Origin of the sequence: Streptomyces sp. Ru73, from assembly GCF_002920575.1 — a bacterium.
Classification (GTDB): domain Bacteria; phylum Actinomycetota; class Actinomycetes; order Streptomycetales; family Streptomycetaceae; genus Streptomyces.
The window spans coordinates 1-24231 of sequence record NZ_PQSQ01000108.1; the positions used below are offsets into that span (position 1 = coordinate 1).

Annotated in this window: 21 protein-coding genes; 7 read left to right on the forward strand and 14 right to left on the reverse strand. The window is 71.8% G+C overall.

All coding sequences use genetic code 11. The features are described from left to right. Both C3486_RS31255 and C3486_RS31260 read right to left on the reverse strand, forming a co-directional pair. On the reverse strand, window positions 1-1074 hold a 1074-nt coding region (locus tag C3486_RS31255; protein WP_103836247.1), incomplete at its 3' end, for an FAD-dependent oxidoreductase. A gap of 257 nt (window positions 1075-1331) precedes the next feature. Then, window positions 1332-2102, reverse strand: a complete 771-nt coding sequence (locus C3486_RS31260; protein ID WP_103836230.1) for a DUF305 domain-containing protein — start codon at window positions 2100-2102, stop codon at window positions 1332-1334. A gap of 115 nt (window positions 2103-2217) precedes the next feature. Here C3486_RS31260 and C3486_RS31265 point away from each other — a divergent pair, with 115 nt between their 5' ends. Then, entirely contained in the window at window positions 2218-3732 is a 1515-nt protein-coding gene (locus C3486_RS31265) for a hypothetical protein (protein ID WP_107501236.1), read from the forward strand. Here the strand turns inward: C3486_RS31265 and C3486_RS31270 are convergent. Further along, window positions 3723-4424, reverse strand: a complete 702-nt coding sequence (locus C3486_RS31270; RefSeq protein WP_103836231.1) for a TetR/AcrR family transcriptional regulator — start codon at window positions 4422-4424, stop codon at window positions 3723-3725. The genes C3486_RS31265 and C3486_RS31270 overlap by 10 nt on opposite strands. A gap of 740 nt (window positions 4425-5164) precedes the next feature. On the opposite strand from C3486_RS31270, the gene C3486_RS31275 reads away from it, so the two are divergent. The 3 genes from C3486_RS31275 to C3486_RS31285 all read left to right on the forward strand — a co-directional run bounded on the left by C3486_RS31275 (window position 5165) and on the right by C3486_RS31285 (window position 8146). Then, entirely contained in the window at window positions 5165-5911 is a 747-nt protein-coding gene (locus C3486_RS31275; protein ID WP_146075096.1) for a GAF and ANTAR domain-containing protein, read from the forward strand. Between the two features lie 109 nt (window positions 5912-6020). After that, complete coding sequence (locus tag C3486_RS31280; RefSeq protein ID WP_103836233.1) at window positions 6021-6662, forward strand: carbonic anhydrase; 642 nt, start codon at window positions 6021-6023, stop codon at window positions 6660-6662. Between the two features lie 302 nt (window positions 6663-6964). Beyond that, window positions 6965-8146 carry an acyl-CoA dehydrogenase gene (locus C3486_RS31285; RefSeq protein ID WP_103836234.1) on the forward strand — a complete coding sequence of 394 codons (1182 nt, stop codon included), beginning with the start codon at window positions 6965-6967 and terminating at the stop codon, window positions 8144-8146. A gap of 165 nt (window positions 8147-8311) precedes the next feature. On the opposite strand, the gene C3486_RS31290 is transcribed toward C3486_RS31285, so the two are convergent. Next, window positions 8312-9724, reverse strand: a complete 1413-nt coding sequence (locus C3486_RS31290) for an MFS transporter (RefSeq protein WP_103836235.1) — start codon at window positions 9722-9724, stop codon at window positions 8312-8314. Between the two features lie 258 nt (window positions 9725-9982). On the opposite strand from C3486_RS31290, the gene C3486_RS31295 reads away from it, so the two are divergent. Both C3486_RS31295 and C3486_RS31300 read left to right on the forward strand, forming a co-directional pair. Beyond that, complete coding sequence (locus tag C3486_RS31295; protein WP_103836236.1) at window positions 9983-10558, forward strand: cysteine hydrolase family protein; 576 nt, start codon at window positions 9983-9985, stop codon at window positions 10556-10558. 105 nt (window positions 10559-10663) lie between these two features. Further along, window positions 10664-11932, forward strand: coding sequence for an MFS transporter (locus C3486_RS31300; RefSeq protein ID WP_103836249.1), 1269 nt, complete (start codon window positions 10664-10666; stop codon window positions 11930-11932). 71 nt (window positions 11933-12003) lie between these two features. Here the strand turns inward: C3486_RS31300 and C3486_RS31305 are convergent, their stop codons facing one another. The 7 genes from C3486_RS31305 to C3486_RS31335 form a co-directional block, all read right to left on the reverse strand. Further along, window positions 12004-12999: an MsnO8 family LLM class oxidoreductase gene (locus C3486_RS31305; protein ID WP_103836237.1), complete on the reverse strand. Its 996-nt coding sequence runs from the start codon at window positions 12997-12999 to the stop codon at window positions 12004-12006. 179 nt (window positions 13000-13178) lie between these two features. After that, window positions 13179-14177 carry an ester cyclase gene (locus tag C3486_RS31310; RefSeq protein ID WP_103836238.1) on the reverse strand — a complete coding sequence of 333 codons (999 nt, stop codon included), beginning with the start codon at window positions 14175-14177 and terminating at the stop codon, window positions 13179-13181. An 85-nt stretch (window positions 14178-14262) separates the two neighbouring features. Next, on the reverse strand, window positions 14263-15609 hold the full coding sequence (locus C3486_RS31315; protein WP_103836239.1) for an MFS transporter: 1347 nt from the start codon (window positions 15607-15609) through the stop codon (window positions 14263-14265). A 149-nt stretch (window positions 15610-15758) separates the two neighbouring features. Next, on the reverse strand, window positions 15759-16553 hold the full coding sequence (locus C3486_RS31320; protein WP_103836240.1) for an HpcH/HpaI aldolase/citrate lyase family protein: 795 nt from the start codon (window positions 16551-16553) through the stop codon (window positions 15759-15761). Beyond that, complete coding sequence (locus C3486_RS31325) at window positions 16550-17362, reverse strand: SDR family NAD(P)-dependent oxidoreductase (RefSeq protein ID WP_103836241.1); 813 nt, start codon at window positions 17360-17362, stop codon at window positions 16550-16552. Before C3486_RS31325 ends, C3486_RS31320 begins: the two co-directional genes overlap by 4 nt. Before the next feature lie 39 nt (window positions 17363-17401). Beyond that, complete coding sequence (locus C3486_RS31330) at window positions 17402-18184, reverse strand: alpha/beta fold hydrolase (RefSeq protein WP_103836242.1); 783 nt, start codon at window positions 18182-18184, stop codon at window positions 17402-17404. Then, on the reverse strand, window positions 18184-19320 hold the full coding sequence (locus tag C3486_RS31335; protein ID WP_258053100.1) for a cupin domain-containing protein: 1137 nt from the start codon (window positions 19318-19320) through the stop codon (window positions 18184-18186). Before C3486_RS31335 ends, C3486_RS31330 begins: the two co-directional genes overlap by 1 nt. Window positions 19321-19600: 280 nt before the next feature. Between C3486_RS31335 and C3486_RS31340 the strand changes: the two genes are divergently transcribed. Then, window positions 19601-20614 carry a LacI family DNA-binding transcriptional regulator gene (locus C3486_RS31340; RefSeq protein ID WP_103836244.1) on the forward strand — a complete coding sequence of 338 codons (1014 nt, stop codon included), beginning with the start codon at window positions 19601-19603 and terminating at the stop codon, window positions 20612-20614. 9 nt (window positions 20615-20623) lie between these two features. Here the strand turns inward: C3486_RS31340 and C3486_RS31345 are convergent, their stop codons facing one another. The 3 genes from C3486_RS31345 to C3486_RS31355 form a co-directional block, all read right to left on the reverse strand. Then, on the reverse strand, window positions 20624-22090 hold the full coding sequence (locus C3486_RS31345; protein WP_219822270.1) for an amino acid permease: 1467 nt from the start codon (window positions 22088-22090) through the stop codon (window positions 20624-20626). A 71-nt stretch (window positions 22091-22161) separates the two neighbouring features. Further along, the gene (gene hisD / locus C3486_RS31350; protein WP_103836246.1) at window positions 22162-23523 is read right to left on the reverse strand and encodes a histidinol dehydrogenase; all 1362 of its coding nucleotides are present in this window, start codon (window positions 23521-23523) and stop codon (window positions 22162-22164) included. A 107-nt stretch (window positions 23524-23630) separates the two neighbouring features. Further along, a partial coding sequence (locus C3486_RS31355; protein ID WP_146075097.1) for a LysR family transcriptional regulator substrate-binding protein occupies window positions 23631-24231 on the reverse strand: 601 nt, incomplete at its 5' end.

The following is a 24231-nucleotide window of genomic DNA, read 5'->3' on the forward strand; positions in this document are numbered from 1 at the left end:
CTCGCCCGGGCAGGGCGTGCCGTCCCGCAGCACCCGCCCCGCCTCGTTCGGCACCGTCCCCGTCGCCGTGTCGAACGGCAGCCCCGGCAGGGCCACGCCCCGGTACCCCACCGAGCGCAGCACCAGCCCCGCCTCGATGTCCTCGAACCGCCCGGTGCCGCGCACCCCGCCCTGTCCGTCCGGCGCCGTCCGCTCGAACCGCACGGCCCGCACCCCGCTCCGCTCGTCCCCGAGCAGCTCGGTGGGGCGCAGGTAGAAGCGCAGATGAATGCGGCGGCGCGGCCCGTCCGGCGGCGGTACGGGCCGCCGCGACCACTCCCGCAGTACGTCCACGTTGCGGCGCACGACGGCCGGCAGCGCGCCCGGGTCCGCGCCGCACGCCGGGTCCATCGCCAGCTCATCGGGGCGTACCACCACGTCGGCGCCGGGCAGCGCGCCCAGCTCCCGCAGCTCCTTGGTGGTGAACTTCGCCTGCGTGGGGCCGCGCCGTCCCACCATCCAGACGTCGCGCACGCCGCTGCCGGCGAGCGCTTCGAGGGCGGGCTGCGGCACGTCCGTCGGCACCAGGTCGCCGGCCGCGCGGGCGAGGATGCGCGCCACGTCGACGGCGACGTTGCCCACGCCGATGACCACGGCGGACGCCCCGCCGAGCGCGAAGGCACCGGCCGCCGCCGCGTCCGGATGAGCGCTGTACCAGGACACGAACTCGGTGGCGGAGCGGCTGCCGGGCAGCTCCTCGCCCGGGATGCCGAGCCGCCGGTCGGTGGCGGCGCCCACGCAGTACACCACCGCGTGGAAGATGCGGCGCAGCTCCGCGTGGTCGAGCCCGCCCGTGCCGACGTCCACGTGGCCGAGGAAATGGACCCGTGGATGTTCGAGCACGGTGCGGAGCGTGCCCTGCAAGGTCTTGATCTTCTCGTGGTCGGGTGCCACGCCGTACCGGACGAGTCCGTACGGGCATGGCAACCGGTCCAGGACGTACACCTCGACGTCCGGGACGGCCTGCTGCTGGACGAGAGCCTGAGCGGTGTAGACCCCGCTCGGTCCCGAACCGATCACTGCGACACGAAGCACTGGGAGGCCCCTTCCGCGGGATGTCTCCAGGATCGCACCGCCGTGCGGGTGAGGGGAGTGTGCCGCGCGGTTGAGCCCCCTGGTGTGGCGCAAAACCCCGCGGGAACGCACCGAAACATGTGCCCCGCAGCGCCCCGCGCGCCGCAGGAGCCGCCGGGAGACGTGCCTGGACGGGGTGGCCGGACGCTCACCGGGACGGGATGTGCGGACGGCTTTGGACGGGGGCCGGGCGCCTGCCCCGGCCCCCGATGCCGGGCTCAGGGCGTCAGCTTCCGCATCCGGTCGATCTCGGCGGTCTGCTGGGCGATCACATCGGTGGCCATCTCCTCCACCCGGACGTTGTTGCCCTCGGAGAGCACGTCCGTCGCCATGGTCACCGCGCCCTGGTGGTGGGTGATCATGAGCGTGAGGAGGAGCTGGTCGAAGCTCTTGCCGCGGGCCGCGCGCAAGCTGTCGAGCTGGGCCTCGGTCGCCATGCCGGGCATGGGTGCGGAGTGCTCCCCGTGCTTCCCGCCCTCTCCGTGTTCTGCATGGCCTCCGTGCCCGCCCGCCCCGTCGTGCCCCTCGTGACCCTGCTCCTCGCGCGGCCCGCCGTGGCTCTTCAGCCAGCCCTTCATCATGTCGATCTCGGGCCGCTGTGCCGCGTCGATCCGGTCGGCGATCCGCTTCACGGCGTCCGACGTGGCGTGCTTCTCCGCCAGCCCGGTCATCACCAGCGCCTGCCCGTGGTGCGTGATCATCATCTGGACGTACGCGAAGTCGGCGGAGTTCGGCGAGTCGTCACCGGCTTCCTTCCGGGCCTCGTCGGCGGAGAGGGTACGGGCCGGTTCGCCGGGCTTCCCGGGCGCGATGACCTGCTGCCCGGCGTCACCCGCCGCGTCCGCCCGTCCGCCGTCCGGCGAACATCCGCCGGCCCCGAGGACCGCGGCACCGACTGCCGCGACGATGCCTACGGCGACTCTCCTGGAACGCTTCACGGTGGAACTCCTGTCCTCGGCCGGACGGTTCGGTAACCACGCAGTCCTCATATGACATCTTCTTTACGACCTATTGAGATGTACATGAGCAGCGCGATACTACCCAGGGCCGCACTCACGGCCAGGACAACCGTTCCCATTCCGAACGGACTCTAGGGAGGACGCTGTGGCGTCATCGACGCACAGACCCGCCGTACGAAGACCACGCGCGCTCCGGCGCCCCGGCCGCGGGCACCTCCGCGCGGCCGTCGCCGCCTGCGGCCTGCTCGCCTCGCTGTTCGCGGCCGGACCCGCCGCCGCCACCCCCGACCCGGGCGACACCCCGTCCGTGCACCGGGAAGTGAGCAGCGGACAGCGTGCCGACACCAAGGAGGCCATCAAGGACGGTGAGATACCCGGCGTGGACGAGGTCGTCCACAGCGACAACGTCCGGCACCTCGCCAACCTCCCCAAGACCGCGCTGAAGAGCACCAATTCGGACCTCGCCTTCCAGGGCAAGTACGCGTTCGCCGGCAACTACGACGGCTTCGCGATCTACGACATCTCCCGCCCCGAAGCGCCCCGCACCGTGAGCCAGGTCCTCTGCCCCGGCTCGCAGAACGACGTCTCGGTCTCCGGGAACCTGCTCTTCCTCTCCACCGACTCCTCGCGCAGCGACGACTCCTGCAGCAGCACCACGCAGCCCGCGACCGAGAAGTCCTCCTGGGAGGGCATGAAGGTCTTCGACATCAGCGACAAGAAGAACCCGAAGTACGTCGCCGCCGTCGAGACCGCCTGCGGCTCGCACACCCACACCCTGGTCCCGGACCGCAAGAACGTCTACCTCTACGTCTCCTCCTACTCACCCAGCGAGACGTTCCCCGACTGCCGGCCGCCGCACGACGGCATCTCCGTGATCAAGGTGCCGCGCTCGGCGCCCGAGGAGGCCGCGGTCATCGACTTCCCCGTGCTCTTCCCCGACGGCGGCAACCCCGGCGGCCCCACCAACCCGGGCGTCTCCAAGACCACGGGCTGCCACGACCTCACCGCCTTCCCGAAGCTGAAGCTGGCGGCCGGTGCGTGCATGGGTGACGGCATCCTGCTGGACATCAAGGACCCGGCAGCGCCCAAGGTCATCGACCGCGTCCAGGACAACGTCAACTTCGCCTTCTGGCACTCCGCCACCTTCAACGAGAGCGGCAAGAAGGTCGTCTTCACCGATGAGCTGGGCGGCGGCGGTGCGGCCACCTGCAACGAGAAGACCGGCCCGACCCGCGGCGCCGACGGCATCTACGACATCGTCGGCAAGGGCGACCACCGCAAGCTGGTCTTCCGCAGCTACTACAAGATCCCGCGCCACCAGGCCGACACCGAGAACTGCGTCGCGCACAACGGTTCGCTGATCCCGGCCAAGGGCCGCGACATCATGGTCCAGGCGTGGTACCAGGGCGGCGTGTCCGTCTGGGACTTCACCGACTCCAGCGCCCCCAAGGAGATCGGCTACTTCGAGCGCGGTCCGCTCTCCGCCGACACCCTCGTGGGCGGCGGCTCGTGGTCCGCGTACTACTACAACGGCCACATCTACTCCAACGACATGGCCAAGGGCTTCGACGTCCTGCAGATCGACGACCGCCGTACGGACAGCGCGCGCTCGGTCCGCCTGTCCGAACTCAACGTCCAGACCCAGCCCGACTACCGCTGACCCGCAGCCGTGCCCGCCGCCGACGACCGCTCCACCACCGCCGGCGGCGGGCCCGCGCGCAGTGCCACGTCCGTCTCCGGCGGCAACTCGCCCTCCGGCGGCGTACCGAGCCGCCAGTCCAGCCCGTACCGCTGGAACAGCTCGCCCCGCAGCCGGCTGACCGGCATCGGCGCGCCCGGCAGCAGCACGGCCACCACGGCCCCCATCAGCAGCGCCCGCAGCAGCGGATAGTCGGTGTCCGGATCGGCCGATCCGTACCGAATCACCGTGTCCCGCAACAGCTGCGCCAGCCGCTGCTGTTCAGGACACTGGATGAACCCCTCGGCGGTCAGAATGCCCGCCATGTGCGTCCGCATCAGCGTGGGCCGCTCCTGCGCCAGCCCCAGGATCGCGTCGATCGCCCGCGCGAGCAGCTCCCGCCCCGCTTCCGGCCCGTCCGGATACGGCTCCCGGCTCAGCCCGGCCTCCAGGGACAGATGCATCAGCCGGTGCACCGCCGACTGCAGCAACTGCCGCTTGCCCGGGAAGTAGTACGAGATCAGACCACGTGCCGACCCGGCCCGGTCCGCGATGGCCCCCAGCGTCGTCGCCTCGTACCCGCGCTCGCCCACCAGGTCGACCGTCGCCTGCAGCAGGCGCTCCCGGGAACGCCGCCGCAATTCTTCGTTGACCGATGCGCTGCGGGGGGACATCCTGTAACTCCTGCGTTGACTGGCTCCGGGCCAATATACTCAGTGAGTCTCCGGACTCCGCTTCCACCCGGAGCGGTATCCGGTCAAGCTGCCTGCTTCGGGCGACGCGGGGGATCGCCCGAGGCAGGCTCTGCCCTTCCCCGAAGCAGCCCGCCGGCCGGTGCGCTCGCTGCTCAGGGCATCTGCCGCTCGCGCGCCTCATGTTGCGGGTGAGGGCGTCTCCGGCCTTTCTCCGTGCGGGCCTCCTGGCCACCGCGCCGGGCAGCGAACGGCACTCCTTCCCGAGCGCCTGGCGCCCTTGCGAAATGCCGGCGTACTCCGGGTTGTCGGCGTCCCTCCCTGGCCGCCAGTGGCGGGCTGATGTTCCACACCTACCTGAGTGCCTGCATCGCGCAGATCGCCCCTGGTGCCACCGGGTCGATGGTGAAGCCCCATCAGCTGGATCGCACCGTCTCGACGGCGGCTTCTGGCGAGGGGTGACTGTGGGTAGCGGTGCCCAGGGGCGAGTGGGCGGGTCTGTGTGTTGAGGGGGGCGTGAGGTGTGGCGTGGAGGTGTGGCAGTGCGCCTTCTCCCACTCCTGCGCCACGGATTACCGCGCCGCGACACGGTGACTCGAAGGGCGGCCGAACGGAGCACCGCAACGTCTGTTGCCCCGCACAGGAAGTTTCGTATTCAACTTCTCCTTGGTGGCAGGGTGACGACAGGTAGGAGTGGAGGCGTGAGGGAGTCAACCGCGGAGTTGAAGACGGCGGATCTCGTGCTGGAGGTGATGCGCCGGCTGCTGGACGAGACGGTGGCGGAGGAGACGGCTCTGCAGTGGGCGGCGGAGCAGTCCACTCGGCGGTTGGGGGGATGCGCGGCCGGCGTGCTGCTGGCGGATCGGGGAGACGGGCTGCGGACCGCGGCCGCCACGTCTTCGCCGGCTCACGCGCTGCAACAGGTGGCGGCGGCTCATGGGGAGGGGCCGGGGCCGGAGTGCATTCGCCGTGGCGAGTCGGTGCTCGTTCCCGACCTGTCCGCCACGGAAGCGCGATGGCCGGAGTACGCCAGAACGGCCAAGGCCGCGGGCATCGGCGCGGCCGGCTCGTTCCCCCTGCACCACCACAACGGCGGCCCGACGCTCGGCGCATTGAACCTCTTCGATGCGCGGCCCGGAGCGATGCCCGGGCCCCGCGTGGCGGCGGCGCAGGACCTGGCCGATGCGCTGGCCCTGGGGCTGCGGCAGCGCCGGAAGTCGCAGGCCGCCCACTGCAAGATCGCACAACTGCAGCAGGCGCTGACCAGTCGCGTACTGATCGAGCAGGCCAAAGGCATGCTGGCGGAACGGTGGCAGACCGATGTGCAGACCGCCTTCGACGTCCTGCGCAAGTACGCGCGCGCCCAGCAGCTGCGGCTGGTGAAGGTCGCGGGCGCCGTGGTGGAGCGCCGGCCCGGCGCAGGCCCCCCGGCGGCTGATCGCCGGCAGTCCGGAGGCTCGGAGCGGTGACCCCGTGTGATGCCGCCTGTCACGTCGACTGCGGTGGGGCCGGCCGGTCCGGCGGGCTCAGGGGGGACCAGGTGGTGCGGCGGCGGCTGCCGGATCTTAGGCTGCGGGCATGACTGAGATCAAGACCCCGACGCCCCGTGAAGCCTTCGAGCTGCTGATGGCCGGCAACGAGCGCTTCGTCGCCGGTGCCCCCGAGCACCCCAACCAGGACGCCACCCGCCGTGCCGAGATCGCACCGTCCCAGCAGCCTTTCGCCGTGCTGTTCGGCTGCTCCGACTCCCGGCTGGCCGCCGAGATCATCTTCGACCGCGGCCTGGGTGACCTGTTCGTGGTGCGCACCGCCGGCCACGTCATGGGCCCGGAGGTGCTGGGCAGCATCGAATACGGCGTGGACGTGCTGGGCTGCCCGCTGGTCGTGGTGCTCGGTCACGACTCGTGCGGCGCGGTGGGTGCGGCGTGTGCGGCGCTGGAGGACGGCATGGCACCGGGCGGGTACGTCCGGGACGTCGTCGAGCGGGTGACCCCCAGCGTGCTGGCCGCGCGGGCCGCCGGGCGGGTCGAGCCGGGCGAGATCCTGGCCGAGCATGTGAAGCACACCGTCGACCTGCTGCTCGACCGCTCCCGTGGCCTCGCCGAGAAGGTCGCCGCCGGTGAGGCCGCCGTCGTGGGTCTGTGCTACCACCTGGCGGACGGCAGCGCACAGCTGGTCGCGGCCCGCGGTCTGGACGTGGACATACCCGCAGTCTCCTGACCATCCCACATCTTCCTGATCGCACCGGACGTTCCTGGCCCCTCCGGGCGTCCCTGATCCCCCCGGACGTGCCTGGCCGTCCCGGACGTGCCCGACCATCCCGGACGTCCCTGACCACCCGGATGTGCCTGACCACTCCGGGCCCGTCTGTCCGGCCCGTGCGGCCCGTGCCCGCAGCGTTGCGTTGCGGGCACGGCGCCGACCGGCGCTGGGGAAGTTCCGGGCGGGCTGGGGAACCGGGCGGTGCGTGGCTAGGGTGGCGCTGACTCAGTACTGGTACTGACAGCGAGGAGCGACCAGTCATGGCGGTCTCGGACGGATTACACGTCAGCCCGGAACTTCCCGCCGTCCTCGGGCGGATCGACGCGCTCGGCGGGGCGCTCGACGCGCAGGCGGACGCGGCCGAGGAGCTCGGCAGGATCGGTGAGGAGACCGCGGGGGCGCTGCTGGACGCCGGTGTCATCCGGGCCGTACTGCCGCGCAGCCTCGGCGGTTACGAGTTCGCGCCGCGCCAGCTGCTCGAGACCGTCGAGCGCATCAGTTACCACGATGCCTCGGCAGGCTGGACGATGATGGCGCTGCAGTTGATGACCGGCACCACGGCGGCCTATCTCGACGGCGTTGCGGCGGCCGCCCTGTTCCCGGACGTCGCGGGCGGGGACCATGCGCTGCTGGCCGGGCACGGGACCCGGCCCGGCCGGGCCGTACCGGTGGAGGGCGGCTTCCTGGTCAGCGGCCGTTGGCAGTTCGCCTCCGGCATGGCGCACGCCACCCACGTCCACAGCGCGATCCAGGTCGAGGGCACCGGCGAGCTGCGGGTGCTGGCGATGCCGAAGTCGCAGGTGGAGCTCGACGGCAACTGGGACGTGCTCGGGCTGCGCGCGACGCACAGCGTCGACTACCACTGTGCCGACGTGTACGTCCCCGCGGCCCACACGTACGTCGCCACGACGACGACCCCGGCCAACGGCGGCGCGGTCTACCGCATCGGCTTGGTCAACATGGCCGCGATCGGGCACACCGGCTGGGCGCTGGGTGTCGGGCGGCGGCTGCTCGATGAGCTGAAGGCGGTCGCCGCGGCGAAGGCCGGCACCCGCAACGCCGCCGTCGACACCGCGCAGTTCCACGCGGAGTACGCGACCGCCGAAGCCGGGCTGCGTGCGGCGCGGGCGTGGGCGACGGAGGTGTGGCGCGACATCGAAGCCACCCTGGAAACCGGTGAGTTGCTGAGTACCGAGCAGGACACGCTGCTCAGGCTGGCGCTCAACCACGCGACGCGGACCGTGCAGGACGTGGGCCGGGCGGTGCACCGGTGGGCGGGGACGACGGCGATCCGGCGCGGCCCGATCGACCGGTTCCTGCGCGATCTCGGCACGGGCGCCCAGCACATCACCTCGAGCCCGGTGGTCCTGCAGAACTGCGGGAAGTGGCTCAGTGGGGCGCAGCCCCGAGCGCGCTGGGAATTCCTCGACCTGGTGCCGTGAGCAGCGGGTCGGCGTGGGTTCCCCGGCCGGCCCCGCCGGTACTACTTGCCGGTACCGCCTTCTCGGAGCACGGGCTGGGGCCCGGCCGTACCGCGCCGTGGGCGCCCCGGCTTCGGGATCGGTGGGCCGGGGCTGCTGGGTACGGCATCGCGCGCGTACGCGGTGTTACGGCGCTGCCGGGCGCTTGCCGGGGAGTTCCGGGGCGAGGGCGTTCCTGCCCCACCACGAACGGGCCGCGTCCGCGTCGCGGTGCCCCGTGTCGGTGAGCTTCGCGCCGTTCGTCTCCGGCGCCCACATCAGCGCCGTGACACCGCCGATCAGCGAGACCACGCCCATGAAGAACATCGACCAGCTCAGCCCCAGGTGGGTCAGGGACAGCGGCAGCAGGAAGGTGCCGATGGCGGCGCCGACGCGGCTGGCCGACGAGGCGAGGCCGACGCCGGACGTACGTATCGAGGTGGGGAAGACCTCCTCCGGGTAGATGCCGGGGAGGATGCTCATGATCCCGTACGAGTAGAGGTAACCGAAGAAGCAGACGGTGCCGAGCCAGACCGGCAGCAGATGCCCGAGGCTGACCAGGAAGAGCGCGAGGGCGCAGCCGAACATCGGCCAGATCAGGATCGACCGGCGGCCCACGCGGTCGACCAGCCACCAGCCGGTGGCCGCGCCGAGCAGCGCGATCACGGTGCCGAGCAGCGCGCCGGCCAGGGCGCTGTCCCCGAGCCCGATCGCGGTGAGGACGGTGGGCTGGAAGAACGTCAGCGCGAAGTACGGCAGGACGATGCAGATCCAGAAGGTGCAGGCGAAGACGGTACGGCGCAGGTAGGCCGGCGAGAACAGGTCGCGGTAGCGGGTCCTGGCGGGCTCTTCGGCATGGAAGTCGTCGCTGTCGGTCGTGGTGTTGAGGTCGCGCTCGATGATGGCGACGGCCTCCTCGCGGCGCCCCTTGGACATCAGCCAGCGCGGCGACTCGGGCAGACCGTGCCGGGCGAGCAGGCACAGCACGGCGGGCACGGCGCTCGCGGCCAGGGTGAGGTGCCAGGCTCCGGGCCAGTTGACGTTGATCAGGTAACCGATGAGGTACGCGACCACATAACCGACGTTCCAGAGGATCTCCAGGATGCCCAGATAGTGGCCGCGCCGGGCGCTGGGCGAGAACTCGGCCAGCAGGGGGGAGCCGATCGAGTAGTCCGCGCCCACGGCCAGCCCCATCACCAGGCCCAGGACGAAGACGTGCCAGGCCGAGGTGACGAAGAGCATCAGCAGCGAACAGACCAGGAACACCGACAGGTCGATGGTGAACATCGGCCGCCGGCCGACCTTGTCGGTGACGTAGCCCAGGAACAGGCCGCCGAAGAACGTACCGACGAGCGTCGAGGCGGAGATGAGCGCGCTCCACGTCGCGGTGATACCGATGTCGCGCGCCATGGCGCTGCCCGCGAGGGCCGCGGCGACCGAGGCGAAGACGAAGCCGTCGATGAACATGCCGCCGCCGGTGGCGAGCGTGAGGCGGCGCAGGAAGCGCACGGTGCGCGGGTCCGGCTCGTTGGTCGGCGGCCGGTCGAGAACTGTCGGCATGGGAATCCCCCTTCCTGGGTAATTGCAGCGGGCACCTACCCAGGAAACGGCACAGCACTGAGTGGCCTGGATCACTTGGCGTTCCCGGTACGGTTCGCCTCCATGTCTCCGCCGGTGCGTCACAATTACGGTGCCGCGAACCAACGTTCGTCGGGTGACGGTGTGACACCGAACCGACTTCGTCCCTCTGGAGGCGACGTGAGCCGCGATGGGGGTCGCGATATGAGCCGCAATGTGGGTCGCGATGCGGGTCGCGACGTGAGCAGCGCTCTGCTCGTGATGGACGTACAACGGGCCATCGTGGACATCGCCGACCCCGACGCCGGCTCCGAAGCCGGTTCCGGCTACCTCGCCCGGCTGCGCAGGGCGATCGACGGGGCCCGCGCCGCGGACATCCCCGTGATCTACGTGGCCGTCGCGCTGCGCCCCGGCTTCCCGGAAGTCGGCACGCGCAACAGGGCGCTCGCCGCCATCGCACAGGCCGGTCTGTACGTCGAGGGCGACCCGGGCACCGAGATCCACCCCGAGGTCGCGCCCCGGCCGGGTGAGGTGGTGGTCACGAAGAGGCGGGCGAGCGCGTTCTCGGGGAGCGACCTCGACGTGGTGCTCAGGGCGCGCGGTATCGACCGTCTCGTACTCACCGGCATCGCCACCAGCGCCGTGGTGCTGTCCACCCTGTGCCAGGCGAACGACCTGGACTTCGGCCTCACCGTCCTCTCCGACGCCTGCCTGGACACCGACCCGGAGCTGCACCGGGTCCTCATCGAGCGGCTGTTCCCGCAGTGGGCGGACGTCGCCACCGTCGACGAGTGGCTCACGAGGGTCGCACCGTGACGAGGCGACCCGTCACCTGACCGATGGTGCCTGCGGTCCGGCATGTGCCGCCACCGTCGTCTTGCCCCCCTTGCCGCGGCCTCCTAGCCTCGGTTTGTGCCCATGATGAACAAAGTCCGGTCGCGTGTCGTGGTACGACGAGGGAAGCCGCTCACGCCACTGCGCGTTGCGCTCACCGCCTTCTTCGCCCTCGACGGGTTCATCTTCGCCGGGTGGGTGGCGCGCATCCCGGACATCAAGCAGCAGACCCACGCCTCCGCCGGTGAACTGGGGCTGGCCCTGCTCGGTGTCTCCGCGGGTGCCGTCGTGACGATGGCCTTCACCGGGAGGCTGTGCCGTCGCTGGGGCAGCCATCCGGTCACCGTCCTCTGCGGCGTACTGCTCTCGCTCAGCGTCGCACTGCCCCCGCTGACCCACTCCGCCGTGACGCTGGGCGCCGTGCTGCTGGTCTTCGGCGCCGCGTACGGCGGGATCAACGTCGCTTTCAACAGTGCGGCCGTGGACCTGGTGGCCGCTCTGCGACGGCCGATCATGCCGACCTTCCACGCGGCCTTCAGCCTCGGCGGCATGGTGGGGGCCGGGCTCGGCGGAGTGGTCGCCGGGTTCCTTTCCCCCACCCGCCATCTGCTCTGCCTCACGGTGACCGGCCTGCTCGTCACCGCCGTCGCCGGACGTACGCTCCTGCGGCACGCATGCCCGGTGCCGGCGGACCGGAGCCCGGCGGAGGAGCCGCATCCGAAGGCGGCACCGGGGCCCGAGTCCGAGTCCGAGGGCGAGTCCGACGCGGCGGCGCGGCGGCTCGACGGCCGTACGCGCGGGGCCGTCGTCGTGCTGGGGTTCGTCGCGCTGTGCACGGCGTACGGCGAGGGGGCCATGGCCGACTGGGGAGCCCTGCACTTCCAGCTGGACCTGGGCGCGTCGGCGGGTGTGGCGGCGGCCGGATACGCCTGCTTCGCGCTGGCGATGACGGTCGGGCGGCTGACCGGTACCACCCTCCTCGAACGGCTGGGCCGCACCCGGACCATCGTGGCCGGCGGCTGCACCGCCGCGGCCGGCATGCTGCTGGGGTGCTTCGCACCGTCCGTGTGGACGGCGCTCCTCGGCTTCGCCGTCACCGGCCTGGGACTGGCCAACCTCTTCCCGGTCGCAGTGGAGCGCGCCGGCGCACTCGCCGGCCCCAGCGGTGTCGCGACCGCCTCCACCTTCGGCTACGGCGGCATGCTCCTCGGCCCGCCGGCCATCGGCTTCATGGCCGACTGGCTGTCCCTGCGGGCGGCCCTGACCAGCGTCGCCCTCCTGGCCGCCGTCGCCGCAGTCATCGGCTTCGCCACCCGCCGGTCGACGTACGGACAGCCGAGGGCCAGCGCCACGTAGGCCGTTGCGTGCGAGGCAGTCGGTCAGGTGGCTTGGCCCGGTGAGTGTCAGGTGGCCCTTTCCAGGGAGTATCAGGTGGCGTTGTCCGGTGAGCAGCGGGACTTGACGAGGGCGTACGAGTCGAGGCGGGCGCTCAGGTCGTGCACGGGGGTGGTCAGCATCAGCTCGTCCGCTCCGGTCCGGTCGGCCAGTTCGCGCAGGCGGCCGGCGACGGTCTCGGGAGTGCCGACGGCTTGCTGGGCGCGGAAGGCGGCGAGCAGCCGCCGCTCCTCTTCCGTGAACGGGTGGGCGGCCGCTTCGGCGGGTGTGGGGAAGGGCTTCTCGGCCTGCTCCTTGAGGAGTCCGGCCTTGACGACGTTCATCGGCCCGGCCCGCCGGACGGCTTCTGCTTCCGTCTCGGCGCACACCGTCTCCACGCACAGCAGCACGCGCGGCCGCGCGCACCAGCGGGACGGGGTGAAAGCGGACCGGTAGCGCTCGATGACCGCCATCGTGCTGTCGGGCCGGATGTGGTGTGCCACGGCGACCGGCAGGCCGAGTTCCGCCGCGAGGGCGGCCCCCGCGGTACTGGACGCCAGCAGCCAGGGCTCCGGCAGCGGGGTGAGCGCGACCTCGTCCACCAGGAAGGTCAGGACCGCGGCCACGTCGTCCCGGTACTCCGCGTCCGTCGTCGGCCCCGCACCGCGGCGCAGCGCCCGTGCGGTGGTCTCGTCGAAGGTGCCGGGGCCGCGGCCGATGCCCAGGTCGATGCGGTCCTCGTGCAGGGCCGCCAGTGTGCCGAACTGCTCCGCCAGCATCAGGGGAGCGTGGTTGGGCGCCAGTACGCCGCCCGAGCCGAGGCGGATCGCCGAGGTCGAGGCGGCGGCGTGCGCGGCCAGCACCACCGGTGGGAACGCGCCGATCGCGGGTGAGTGGTGGTGCTCGGCGTACCAGATCCGGTGGTAGCCCAGCCGTTCCAGCTCCTGCGCGAAGGCGGCGGTGTCGCGCAGGGTGTCCACGGCGCGTGAGTCCGCCTGGACCACCGCGACTTCCAGCGCCGAGAGGGGTACGTCGGGTACGTCGACCATGCCGCCAGCATAGGGATCACGGGACGGGGGCGTGCGCGCACGGCACCTTTCATGGGCGTGCACGGGCACCTTTTCGCGAGAAAGGTGCCCGTGCCGCAGCGGCGAGCCGTCCTCGTCGCCTAGCCGCCCTCGTTGCGGAGCCGCCCGCGCCACAGTGCTGGATCGGCAGCGGAACGTCGTCAGTAGATGTTGGCCTCGACCTCCGGTCCGTCGCCGCGGGTGCTGTTGATCTGCGCCCGGAGCGCGATCTCGTCGTAGACCCGGACCTCCTTCACGATCCGGCCGCCCTGGATCAGGAACTGGGAGACCCCGAGCACGGTGACCGGCCGGTCCGTCAGGGGGCCGAACGCGGGGTTGCCGCGGTACGTGCCGTGCATGGTCCACAGCACGGCCACCCGCAGCCCGGCGTACCGCTCGGCGTAGTTGGTCTGCACGTCCCGCACCTCGAACCGCGCGTCCGGGAACGGCCCGACGATGGCCAGCAGATCGCTCTGGTACCGGTCGGGGCGGATGACGGTCTGGTCGCCGATGGTGTGCAGGAAGAGGTCGCGCGCCATGAAGTCGTTGACCTTCTGCAGCCGGCGTTGGGTCCAGACCTCGTCGATGAATTCGAGGACCATCTCGCACTCGGGCCGGTAGTCGTCCGGGCGCGGTCCGCTGACGCCTTCGGCGAGCACGTCCTTCGGCGGTGCGTCGAGCATCGAGCCGGTGTAGCCCTGGAAGCGCAGGGCGCGGGCCGCCTCGTCCGGGTCCTGGCCGCGCTGCAGGCAGTCGGCGAGTTCATCGCGTACGACCCACTCCTCGACCATCCGGCCCCTGCGGTAGAGGCAGTTGGCGACCGTACGCTTGCGGATGCGGACGTGCTTGCCGCCCACCAGGTGCTCGTCGGCGGAGAAGACCAGGTGCGAGCTGAGGAAGGCGTCGTCCCCGCGGGCCTCCCACACCACGTCCTCGGCCTGGCCGATGTGCTGCGGCGTGCTGCCCATCCGCATGGTGCTGCCTTCGATCACCCCGTCGCGGCCGACGACGGTGCCGAGGCTCGCGTGGACGATCGAGTCGGGCTCGTAGTTGTCGACGATGTAGGAGATGTCCCGGTCGACCCAGATGCGGTCGGTCACCTCGCGGATGAAGTCGTCCGGGTCCTCGTAGGGGCGGTAGGCGACGGGGTCGAGCGGCATGGATCTTTCCTTTCGGCGAGGGTGAATGCGTATGCAGCGGGCTGCAACGGGGATTGGTGCGGGCGGAGGGGAAGCGGCCCGGTGCTCAGCGGGAGAACTTGTCCGCGCCCAGCCGGCTCCGGTACGTCTCCGTCATGAAGGTGGTCACCACCACGAGGGCCAGGACGGCCGCCGCCGCGAGGTAGACCCACACGGCGTAGATCGTCCCGAAGCCGGAGACCAGGAGCGTCGCGACGAAGGGTGTGATGCCCATGAAGATGGAGAACGAGGCGTTGTACGCCATCGCGCCGGCGCTGAACCGGGTGCGGGTGGCGAAGAGTTCGGCGGCGCAGACCGTCACGATGCCGGTCAGGAAGAACTCCGGGACGATGTAGATGAGCTGGCTCGCGATCGCGCTGCCGAACGTGCCTCGCTCGCCGACGTAGAAGGCCAGCGGGACCAGCACGATGCAGGCGATGGCGCCCATCGTCAGCATCGGCTTGCGGCCGATCCGGTCCGACAGCTTGCCGGCGAGCGGCAGCAGCGGGATGAGGACCGCCACGGAGATCGCGTTGGAGGTCAGGGCCATCCAGCGGGGGAGGCCCAGCGCCCCCGTCAGGTACTCGGGGTAGAAGGTGACCCAGCTGTAGGACAGGATCGCCAGCATGATCGAGATGCCGCAGAAGACCAGCATCGGGCGCAGCTGCGAGCGGATCGCCTCGCGGACCGGCGCCTTGACCACCTGCGTGCCGTCCTCGGTGGCGCGGACGAACTCCGGCGTCTCCTCGATCCGCTTGCGCAGCCAGATCCCGACCGCGCTGAGCGGGAGGGCCAGCAGGAACGGAATGCGCCAGCCGTAGGAGCCGAGCGCGTCCCCCTGGAAGACCGAGCTGGTCAGGGCGGCGGTGCCGGCCCCCGCGAGGATGCCGAAGAAGCAGCTGTTGGAGGCGTACGACGCGTAGTAGGCGCGCCGGTGCGGCTCGGCCCACTCCACGACGAAGGCGACGGCGCCGACGTACTCGCCGCCGGAGACCACACCTTGAACGATGCGGATCAGCAGCAGGAGCAGCGGTGCGAGGAGCCCGATCTGGTGGTACGTCGGCAGCACGCCGATCAGGGCCGTGGACACGCCCATGACCACGATGGTCCACAGCAGGGTCTTCTTGCGGCCCACCTTGTCGCCCCAGCGGCCGACCAGGGTGCCGCCCAGCGGGCGGACCAGGCAGGCGATGGCGATGATCGCGTAGGTGCTGAGCACCGCGGTGGTGGGGTTGCCGGCGGGGAAGAAGGCGGGGGCGAGGACCGGGGCCAGGTAGCCGTAGAGCCCGTAGTCGAACTGCTCGACGAAGTTGCCGATGCTTCCCGCACCGATGGCCTTGCGTATCGCCTTGCGCTTGTCGGGGTCGGCGGCTCTGGTGCCGTCAAGGGCTGTGGGTGGCGCTGCAGCGGACATGGCTTCTCCGTTCGCGCGGTGGAGGGGAGGGAGGAGAGGGAGGAGACGCGTGCAACGAGGCGGGGTGCGGAGCGTGCATACGTATGAAGTGCGAGTTGCGCGGAACCCTAGGGAGGGCGGTGTGGGGCGTCAAGGGGCGGTGCAGGGCGTCATGAGGTGGCCCGGAGGCCGGTGGTTGTGTTGTCCCGGCCGGGCGCGGCGAGGGCACGGAAGGTGTCCATCAGCACCTGGGCCGTGTTGTAGAGCACCAGCCGGGCGCCCGCCCGTGCGGCGGCCTCCGCTGCGGCCGTGCCGGGGACGATGGACATGACCGCGCGGCCGGCGTCCCGCGCGGCCCGGTGCACCGCGGCGATGCGCGCGTCCAGGGCCTCGCCGGGCGGGAGGCCGCAGTCCACGGCGAGGTCGGCCGGGCCGACCAGGACGGCGTCGATGCCATCCGTGGCGGCGATCCCGCGAGCCGCCGCACAGCCCCGCGCCGTCTCGATCATCGCCACGACCAGGGTGTCCGCAGCGGCCGTCAGATGCTCGGCCGCTGAGACCGTACCGAAGCGGCCCGCCCTGCTGTACGTGGCGAAGCCCCGGCGCCCCAGCGGTGGATAGCGGTCGGCCGCCACCGCCTCCCGGGCGTCCGCCGCACTGTCGATGTGCGGATGGATGATGCCGGCGGCGCCCAGGTCGAGGCAGCGCAGGGCGAGCGCGGGCTCGGCGGTGCCGACCCGTACCAGTACGTCGATGCCGTGCGCGGCCGCCGCCGTCAGATGGTGCTGGAGCGCCGTCATGTCGGCCGGGCCGTGCTCGCAGTCGATGACGAGGTAGTCCAGCCCCGCGATGCCCGCCATCTCCACCAGCGTCTCGGACGGGATGCGGAGCAGCGCGCCGTAGAGGCGTTCCCCGGCGGCCAGCCGCTGTTTGAGGGAGCGGCGCCCCGTCGCCCCGGCCGTCATCGCGCCACCATCCCCGCTGACAGGTCGATGTCGGCGCCGCACAGGCCCGGCATGCGCAGCATCGCCGTCACCGCGGCCCCGACCTCCTCCTCGGTGACCATCCGGCCGAGGGCCGCGCGGGACACGAAGGCCGCCTCCGCCGCCTCGTAACTGCTGCCGGTCCGCTCCGCCTCCAGGCGGAAGTTGCGCGCCATCCGCGGGCCCGAAACCGGACCGGGTGAAAGGGAGTTCACCGTGACGCCGAGCGGGCCCACTTCGCCCGCCAGCGTCGTGGTGAGGCCGATGACCGCCATCTTCGACGCGCAGTAGGGAGTACGCCGCAGCAGCGGCCGTTTGCCCGACACCGACGCGATGTTGATGACGTCACCGGTGCCGCGTGCCGTCATGCCGGGCAGGAAGGCCCGGCACATCAGGAACACCCCGCGGACGTTGACGTCGAAGACCTCGTCCCACTCGTCCGTGGCGATCTCGGTCAGCGGCGCGACCGGTCCCGCGATGCCGGCGTTGTTGACGAGGACGGAGACCTCCTCGTCGGCCAGGCACTCGGCGAGTTCGGCCACGTCGGAGGGTACGGAGACGTCGCAGACCCGGTGGGTGACGGCGGGGCCGAGGCGGGCCGAGGTCTCCTTCAGGGTGCGCTCGTCGCGGCCGGTGATCACCACACGCGCGCCGTCGGACACGAGGGCCCGCGCGATGGCGGCGCCGAGGCCGCTGCCGCCACCGCTGACGAGCGCGGTACGCCCGGCCAGCGGGGCCGCGCGTTCGCCGCCGGCGGCGGTGGGGGACGGGGGAGTGGGATGACGTGACATGAGTGCTCTCCTCGGGCGGTCTCGCGGCGGCGAGGACGGTCAGCAGGCGGGTGACGGGGGCGAGGCAGCGGGGCGAAGCGGTACGGACGGCCGGGCCCGCCCGCGTTCCGCCGCCCGGAGCAGGGCGTTCACGGCGGCGGAGACGGGCCCGGGCCGCTCCATCGGCAGCAGGTGCCCTGCCCCGGGCACCGCGGTCAGGCGGGCGCCCGGTACGGCGTCGGCGATCGCGCGGTGGAAGTCCGGCGGGCACAGCGCGTCCCGCGTGCCGTACAGCACGGACACCGGGCAGCGGACGGTGCGCAGCGCCCCGTACGCGTCCGTGCGTGTCGCCTGGGCGGCGAGCTGGGCGCGGGCGGCGTCCGGGCCGACGCGGTGCGCCATGTCCCGGTAGCGCGCAGCCAGTTCGTCCGGCGGGTCGGGCGTGTGGAACATGCCGGGCAGCGTCCGCTCGACGGCCTCGGTGAACCGGCCCTCGGCGATCAGCCCGTCCATGGCGCGCCAGGCGGCGTACTGCTCGGGGCGCGGGGCACCCGCGTTGGTCGCCATCGCGCAGAAGCCCGCGATCCGTTCGGGCGCCCGGCGCAGCACCTCGAAACCGACGATCGCGCCGAGGCTGAGCCCCACGAGGACGAACGGGCCGGTGACGGCCGACAGCACGTCCTCGGCCAGCCGGCCGACGTCGGCGCGCGTCAGTCCGACGTGCCGTACCGGGTGCTGCTCCGGGAAGGCGACGCCGGACCAGAGGTCCCGGTCGCACAGCATGCCGGGGACCACCACGAGCGGCAGCGGGCCGGTCGCCCCGTCGGGCGGTGCGGCGGTCATCAGCGCCGCGCGGAGCGGGGGAGCAGGGCGTACGGGGCGACGTAGCCGTTGGGGTCGATGCCGAGGCCGGCGTCGGCAGCGGCCTTGACGACCTCCTCGTCCCACTCCAGGCGCACCCGGCCGTCACCGCCGTTGACGATCAGCAGGTCGCCCTCGGTGTCACCGACGTTCCGGAAGGTGCGCCAGGCGTCCTGCGGAACGGAGAGGACGTCGCGCGGGCCGAGGCGGACGGAGACCGGATCGGTGCGGTTCAGTGTCACCTCCCACAGCCCGTCCTTCACGATCAGCGACTGGGTCTCGTGCTGCCGGTGCGGCGAGACGCCTTGGCCGGGCTCGGCGCGCAGCCAGGCGGCGTTGTGTCCGTGCGGGTTGAAGACGCGCGGCTCCTGGTGCGGGTCCTCGGTCATGCCGTAGCCGATGACGCAGCTCAGCCGGGCCCCGCCGCCCGGCAGGGTGCTGTCCAGGAAGGGCCGCTCCGACCAGACCAGTTCGTCGGCCGACGCGACCCGGCGGCGCATCTGCTCGGGGCTGTAGTGGCGCAGCCGGTCGATGTACTCCTGCGCCATGGGCCGGGTCAGCTCGGTGCCCTCGGGGATCTCGTCGCCGGCGACCGTGTCGATGAGGGTGTTGTCGGCGGTGAGGTACAGGCCGTGACCCTCCGCCTCGCGCAGCACCGACGGGCCCCAGATGATGCCACCGGTGTCGTCCATGCCGAGGACGGTGAACAGCCAGCCGTCGTCGGGTCCGGTGTTGGTGAAGCCCCGGAAGATCCAGGTGGGTACGGACACCACGTCACCGGCCCGGAGCGGCAGTTCGCCCTCGGTGCCGTCGGCGCCCCAGCGCAGCAGGTACTGGCCCTCGGTGCAGACGAACACCTCGGCGGTGTAGTGCAGGTGCAGGTTGTTGGTGATGCCGTGCGGCATGGCGGCGGCGCCGATCTGGAAGCCGTGCGGCAGACGGAGGTTGACGTGCTGGCCGGCGGCCTGGGAGACGCCGGGGCCGATCATCGCGTAGTTCTCCTTCCGGTCCGAGCCCGGCGTGCGGCAGTCGATGAAGGCCTGGTTGCAGGAGACGAAGTCACTGCGGCGGATCGTGCGGCGATCCAGCTCCGCTGTGGACACGACGACGTCTGACACGGTCACTCCTTCGCAGGGGGAGCAGGGGGAGCAGGGGAAGCGGTGGGTATCCGCGTGGGAATACGTACTGATCCTCGTTGGAATACGTATGCATTGCATCTGACAGCGTGCGCTTCGGGGCTGTCAAGGGGTTGTACGGCAGAGGAAATCTCGAAGGGGAGCCGGGGTTTTGCGGACGGAAGGGATTCCACAGGCCCGCGCGGCCGGCTGGTCAACATACGTATACTCGTGCCGGATCGGGCCAGAGCGGCGGACCGGGGCGAGGGGATGTGGGCGACCGATGGCGATCACGAGTCACGACGTGGCGAGGCTGGCGGGCGTCTCGCAGCCGACGGTGTCCCGGGCGCTCCGTGACGACCACCGGGTGTCGGCGGCCACCCGCGAGAAGGTGCGGCGGGCCGCGGAGGCGCTGAACTACGTGCCCAGCGAGGCCGGGCGGACGCTGTCCACCCGCTCGACGCGCCGCGTCGGGGTGATCGTCACGGATCTGACCAACCCCTTCTACCCGCACGTGGTCGCGCCGCTCCACGACGAGCTGCAGGCACTCGGGTACCGCATGATGCTGATCACCGAGCGGTCCGACGAGGCGGTCGCGGGTGAGAACCTCCTGGACCAGTCGCTGGACGGCGTGGTGCTGGCGACGGCGACCACCGAGTCCCGGCTGCCGGCCCAGCTGGACCGCCGCGGTGTGCCGTACGTGTTCCTCAACCGGGACACCGGGCAGCCGGGCGACTTCGCGTCCGTGGTGGACAACGAGGGCGGCGGCCGGCTGGTGGCAGGCGTCCTCGCCGAGCTGGGGCACCGCCGGATCGCGGGCATCTTCGGTTCGGCCAACACGACGACCGGCCGGGACCGTGAGCTGGGCTTCCGGCTGGCCCTTGCCGAGGCGGGGATCGGGCTGCCGGACAGCCGGGTCGTGCGGGGGGCCTTCGAGTACGACACGGGGTACCGGGCGCTTCCCGGGCTGCTGGCCGGCGGCCGGCCGCCCACGGCGGTGTTCTGCGGCAACGACGTGGTCGCCATCGGCGTGCTGAACGCGGCCATCGCGGCCGGACTGCGGGTGCCGGACGACCTGACGGTGATCGGCTTCGACGACCTCCCGATGGCGGCCTGGGAGGTCTTCCGGCTCACCACCGTCCGCCACGACCTGCGGGAACTGGCCCGCCAGGCGGCGCGGCTGCTGGTCCGCCGGATCACCGGCGAGGCCGACGCCGCGGGGGAGCGCCTGGTCCTGCCGACCGAGTTCGTGCCGCGGGCCACCCATGCGCCCGTCTCCGCGTCCGGGGAGCGATGAGCCGGCGCCTCAGGCCCGGGACTCCGTGCGGTGTCCTGCCTCCTCGCCGTGCGGTGCAGGTGGTTCCGTGCCGTCGGCGGCCGTGAGCGCGCTGCCCTGTGTGCGTTGCAGGCGGACGCCCACGGCGACGAGTACCGCGGCCAGCGCGAAGGTGAGCCAGAGTTCGAGGCGGTGGCCGGGGAGGACGGCCATGAGAAGCAGCACGCCGGCGATGAAGGCGATCGTGGCGAGGGTGAGGTAGGGGAAGAGCCACATCCGCACCTCGCCCGGCTCCTGGCTGCGGCGCCGCGTGGCGTACTGGGTGACCGCGATGACCAGGTACATCATCAGCGCGATCGCGCCGCTGGACGCCAGCAGGTACGTGAAGATCTTCGGCAGCAGGTAGTTGGCGAGCACCGCGACGATGCCGACGACGGTGGAGGCGGCGACCGCGTTGCGGGGGACGCCGCCGCGGGAGACGACGGCGAAGGCCGCCGGGGCGTCCTTCCGCCGGGCGAGCGAGTACGCCATGCGGGAGGCGGTGTAGATGGCCGAGTTCAGGCAGCTGCACACCGCGACGACGACCACGACGTCCATGATCCGGCCGGCCCCTGGAATGTGCATGCGCTCCAGTACGGCCTGGTAGGAGCCGGCGGCCAGGCCCTCGGCATTCCACGGCACCAGGCTGATCACGACGAGGATCGAGCCGATGTAGAAGAGGCCGAGGCGCCAGACGACGGCCCTGATGGCCTTCTTGATGTTCTTCTTCGGGTCCTCCGACTCGGCGGCGGCGATGGTGACGATCTCACTGCCCTGGAAGCTGAACATCGCGGTGAGCAGGGCGGCGACGACGGCGAGCGGCCCCTTGGGCGCGAAGCCGCCGTCGCTCCAGAGGTGGGAGATGCCGCTGGTGCCCGAGCCGGGCAGCAGGCCGCACATGGCGAGGATGCCGAGGACGAGGAAGCCCACGATCGCGACGACCTTGAGGAGGGCGAACCAGTACTCGAACTCGCCGTAGTTGCGGACGGCGAGCAGATTGGTGCCGGCCAGGACGGCGATGACGGCGAACGCGGGGAGCCAGCCGGGGACTCCGGCCAGGCCGCCGATGACCTCGCCCGCCGCGATGGCCTCGATCGGGATGACGAGGACGTAGAACCACCAGTAGAGCCAGCCGATGGAGAAGCCGGCCCAGCGTCCCAGTGCCCGGTCGGCGTAGGTGGAGAAGGAGCCGGTGTCCGGGTGGGCGACGGCCATCTCGCCGAGCATCTGCATGACCAGGACGACCAGTGCGGCGGCGGCCAGGAAGGAAACGATGACGGCCGGTCCCGCGGTGGCCACGGCGGTGGACGAGCCGACGAACAGGCCGGCTCCGATCACGCCGCCGATGGAGATCATCGTGATCTGGCGGCCTTTGAGTCCCTGGGTGAGCCCGCCGGACCCGCGGGACGACGGGGAAGTCCTGCCGGACGGCGGTGGAGTGGGTGAGTCGTGTGCCATGGAGTGTTCCTCGGGAGGTGTGACGGGCCCCGCCTCCCCGTACCGGGCCGGCGGAGGCGGGGCGGACCGCGTCAGAGCTGGTCGCGGAGGGCCGCGGGGATGTCGTCGAACGCCCCGGAGCGGCGGCCGATCTCGTCGATGCGCAGCGTGGCGGTGGCACCGTGCGCCGCGAGGCCCTCGAAGGCGGAGATCCGCTCGACGGCGGGGGCCAGCGCCGCCGTGCCTTCCTTGGCGGCCCGCTGGTAGGTCAGCGGCTTGAGGAAGCGGGAGACGGAGAGGCCGGCGTTGTAGCGGGCCGTCTTGCCGGTGGGGAGGACGTGGTTGGTGCCGGCGATGCCCTTGTCCGAGTACGCCACCGTGCTCCACGGGCCGAGGAACAACGAGCCGTAGTTGGTCAGGTTCCGCAGGTAGAAGTCGTCGTCCTCGGTCTGGACCTCCAGGTGCTCGGGGCCCAGGACGTCGGACACGGCGACGGCCTCGGCGGCGTCCCGCACGACGATGACGGAGCCGTAGTCCCGCCAGGCGGCGCCGGCGATCTCCCGGGTGGTCAGCGTTTCCAGCTGCCGGTCGATCTCGGCGATGACCCGGCGGCCCAGCTCCTCGGACGTGGTGATGAGCGCGGCCGGGGAGTTCGGGCCGTGCTCGGCCTGGCCGAGCAGGTCGGCGGCGACCCAGGCGGGGTCGGCCGTGTCGTCGGCGATGACGGCCACCTCGGAGGGACCGGCCAGCAGGTCGATGCCGACGCGGCCGAACAGCTGCCGCTTCGCCTCGGTCACGAAGGCGTTGCCGGCGCCGACGAGCATGTCGACGGGGGCCTCGCCGAGCAGCCCGAAGGCCATGGCGCCGAGGGCCTGCACGCCGCCGACCGCGAAGACCCGGTCGGCCCGGGAGAGGTACGCGCCGTACAGCACGGCGGGGTGGGCACCGTGTTCGCCCGACGGCGGGGTGCATGCCACGACCGTGGGCACGCCGGCCGCCTTGGCGACGCCGACCGTCATGAAAGCGCTGGCCAGCAGGGGGAAGCGGCCGGCCGGCAGGTAGGCGCCGACGCGGGTGACCGGGACGTAGCGCTGGCCGCCCTTCACTCCGGGGGCGAGCTCGATCTCGAAGTCGGTGAGGTGCGCGCGCTGGGCGGTGGCGAAGCGGTGCGTGCGCTCGTGGCCCATCTCCAGCGCAGTGCGGACGTCGGGCGGCAGGGCGTCCCCGGACTTCTTCAGCTCGGCGGCGCCGATCTCCAGGTCACCGGACCAGCCGTCCAGCTCCTCGGCGTAGTCGCGGACGGCGTCGAGGCCCTTGCGCTCGATGGTGGCGAGCATCTCCGACACGCGCTCGACGACCTTGGGGTCGCGCTGCGCCGGCGGGCCGTCGACGGCCGGCTTCTTGAGCCACTGGAACGGGGCGAGGGCCTGTGCTTCGTGGTGCGTGATCTGCATGCCAGGGACGGTAGACGCGCCACAGGCACAGGACCAGAGGAGTGATTCCTGGGTTTTCCACAGGGTTTCCCTATGGCGTGCCTCTGTCGCTACGCCTCCGCCTACGACTACGTCTGTGCCCGCGCCTCGAGCTCGGCGCGGAGCTCGCGGATGGTGTCCTCGGCGAGCCGGGCGAGCTCCCTGGTGGCCCGGGACAGCGGGTGCCCCTGCCGCCTGACCAGCGCGATCGTGTCGTACAGCGGTTCCGCGAAGGGCACGGTGTGCAGCCCGGCCGGGAAGCCGGGGCTGTCGATCACCGCGCGGCTGGCGATGGTGTCGCCCACCCCGGCGGCGGCGAGCTTCAACGCGGCCTCCACGCGCTCCAGTTCCATCAGCGGCTCCACGCGCACGCCGGCCAGCTGGGCGCGCTCGGCGATCTGCCGGCGGGTCGGGTCCTGCCAGCCGTAGTGCGCGTCGTACAGGACGAGCGGCGCGGCGGCGAAGGCCTCGATGGTCACCGGAGCAGCGGCGCGCTCCGGGTCCGCGGTGACGTAGAAGACCTCGTCCCGCATGAGCGGCCGGACGGTCAGGCCCTCGTCGTCGATCGGCAGCACCACCAGTCCGGCCTCGATCTTCCCGGCGGCGACCGCGTGCGCGGTCTCGGCGGAGTTCTGGCCCACCAGCCGTACGCGCACGGCGGGGTACCGGGCGTGGAACGTCTGCGCGAGG

What these genes read in the sequence shown, in the direction of transcription:
- C3486_RS31260 (WP_103836230.1), bottom strand. Translation starts at nt 2,102, where the DNA reads ATGAGGACTGCGTGGTTACCGAACCGTCCGGCCGAGGACAGGAGTTCC.
- C3486_RS31270 (WP_103836231.1), bottom strand. Translation starts at nt 4,424, where the DNA reads ATGTCCCCCCGCAGCGCATCGGTCAACGAAGAATTGCGGCGGCGTTCC.
- C3486_RS31280 (WP_103836233.1), top strand. Translation starts at nt 6,021, where the DNA reads ATGACTGAGATCAAGACCCCGACGCCCCGTGAAGCCTTCGAGCTGCTG.
- C3486_RS31285 (WP_103836234.1), top strand. Translation starts at nt 6,965, where the DNA reads ATGGCGGTCTCGGACGGATTACACGTCAGCCCGGAACTTCCCGCCGTC.
- C3486_RS31290 (WP_103836235.1), bottom strand. Translation starts at nt 9,724, where the DNA reads ATGCCGACAGTTCTCGACCGGCCGCCGACCAACGAGCCGGACCCGCGC.
- C3486_RS31300 (WP_103836249.1), top strand. Translation starts at nt 10,664, where the DNA reads ATGAACAAAGTCCGGTCGCGTGTCGTGGTACGACGAGGGAAGCCGCTC.
- C3486_RS31305 (WP_103836237.1), bottom strand. Translation starts at nt 12,999, where the DNA reads ATGGTCGACGTACCCGACGTACCCCTCTCGGCGCTGGAAGTCGCGGTG.
- C3486_RS31310 (WP_103836238.1), bottom strand. Translation starts at nt 14,177, where the DNA reads ATGCCGCTCGACCCCGTCGCCTACCGCCCCTACGAGGACCCGGACGAC.
- C3486_RS31315 (WP_103836239.1), bottom strand. Translation starts at nt 15,609, where the DNA reads ATGTCCGCTGCAGCGCCACCCACAGCCCTTGACGGCACCAGAGCCGCC.
- C3486_RS31320 (WP_103836240.1), bottom strand. Translation starts at nt 16,553, where the DNA reads ATGACGGCCGGGGCGACGGGGCGCCGCTCCCTCAAACAGCGGCTGGCC.
- C3486_RS31325 (WP_103836241.1), bottom strand. Translation starts at nt 17,362, where the DNA reads ATGTCACGTCATCCCACTCCCCCGTCCCCCACCGCCGCCGGCGGCGAA.
- C3486_RS31330 (WP_103836242.1), bottom strand. Translation starts at nt 18,184, where the DNA reads ATGACCGCCGCACCGCCCGACGGGGCGACCGGCCCGCTGCCGCTCGTG.
- C3486_RS31340 (WP_103836244.1), top strand. Translation starts at nt 19,601, where the DNA reads ATGGCGATCACGAGTCACGACGTGGCGAGGCTGGCGGGCGTCTCGCAG.
- C3486_RS31345 (WP_219822270.1), bottom strand. Translation starts at nt 22,090, where the DNA reads ATGGCACACGACTCACCCACTCCACCGCCGTCCGGCAGGACTTCCCCG.
- hisD (WP_103836246.1), bottom strand. Translation starts at nt 23,523, where the DNA reads ATGCAGATCACGCACCACGAAGCACAGGCCCTCGCCCCGTTCCAGTGG.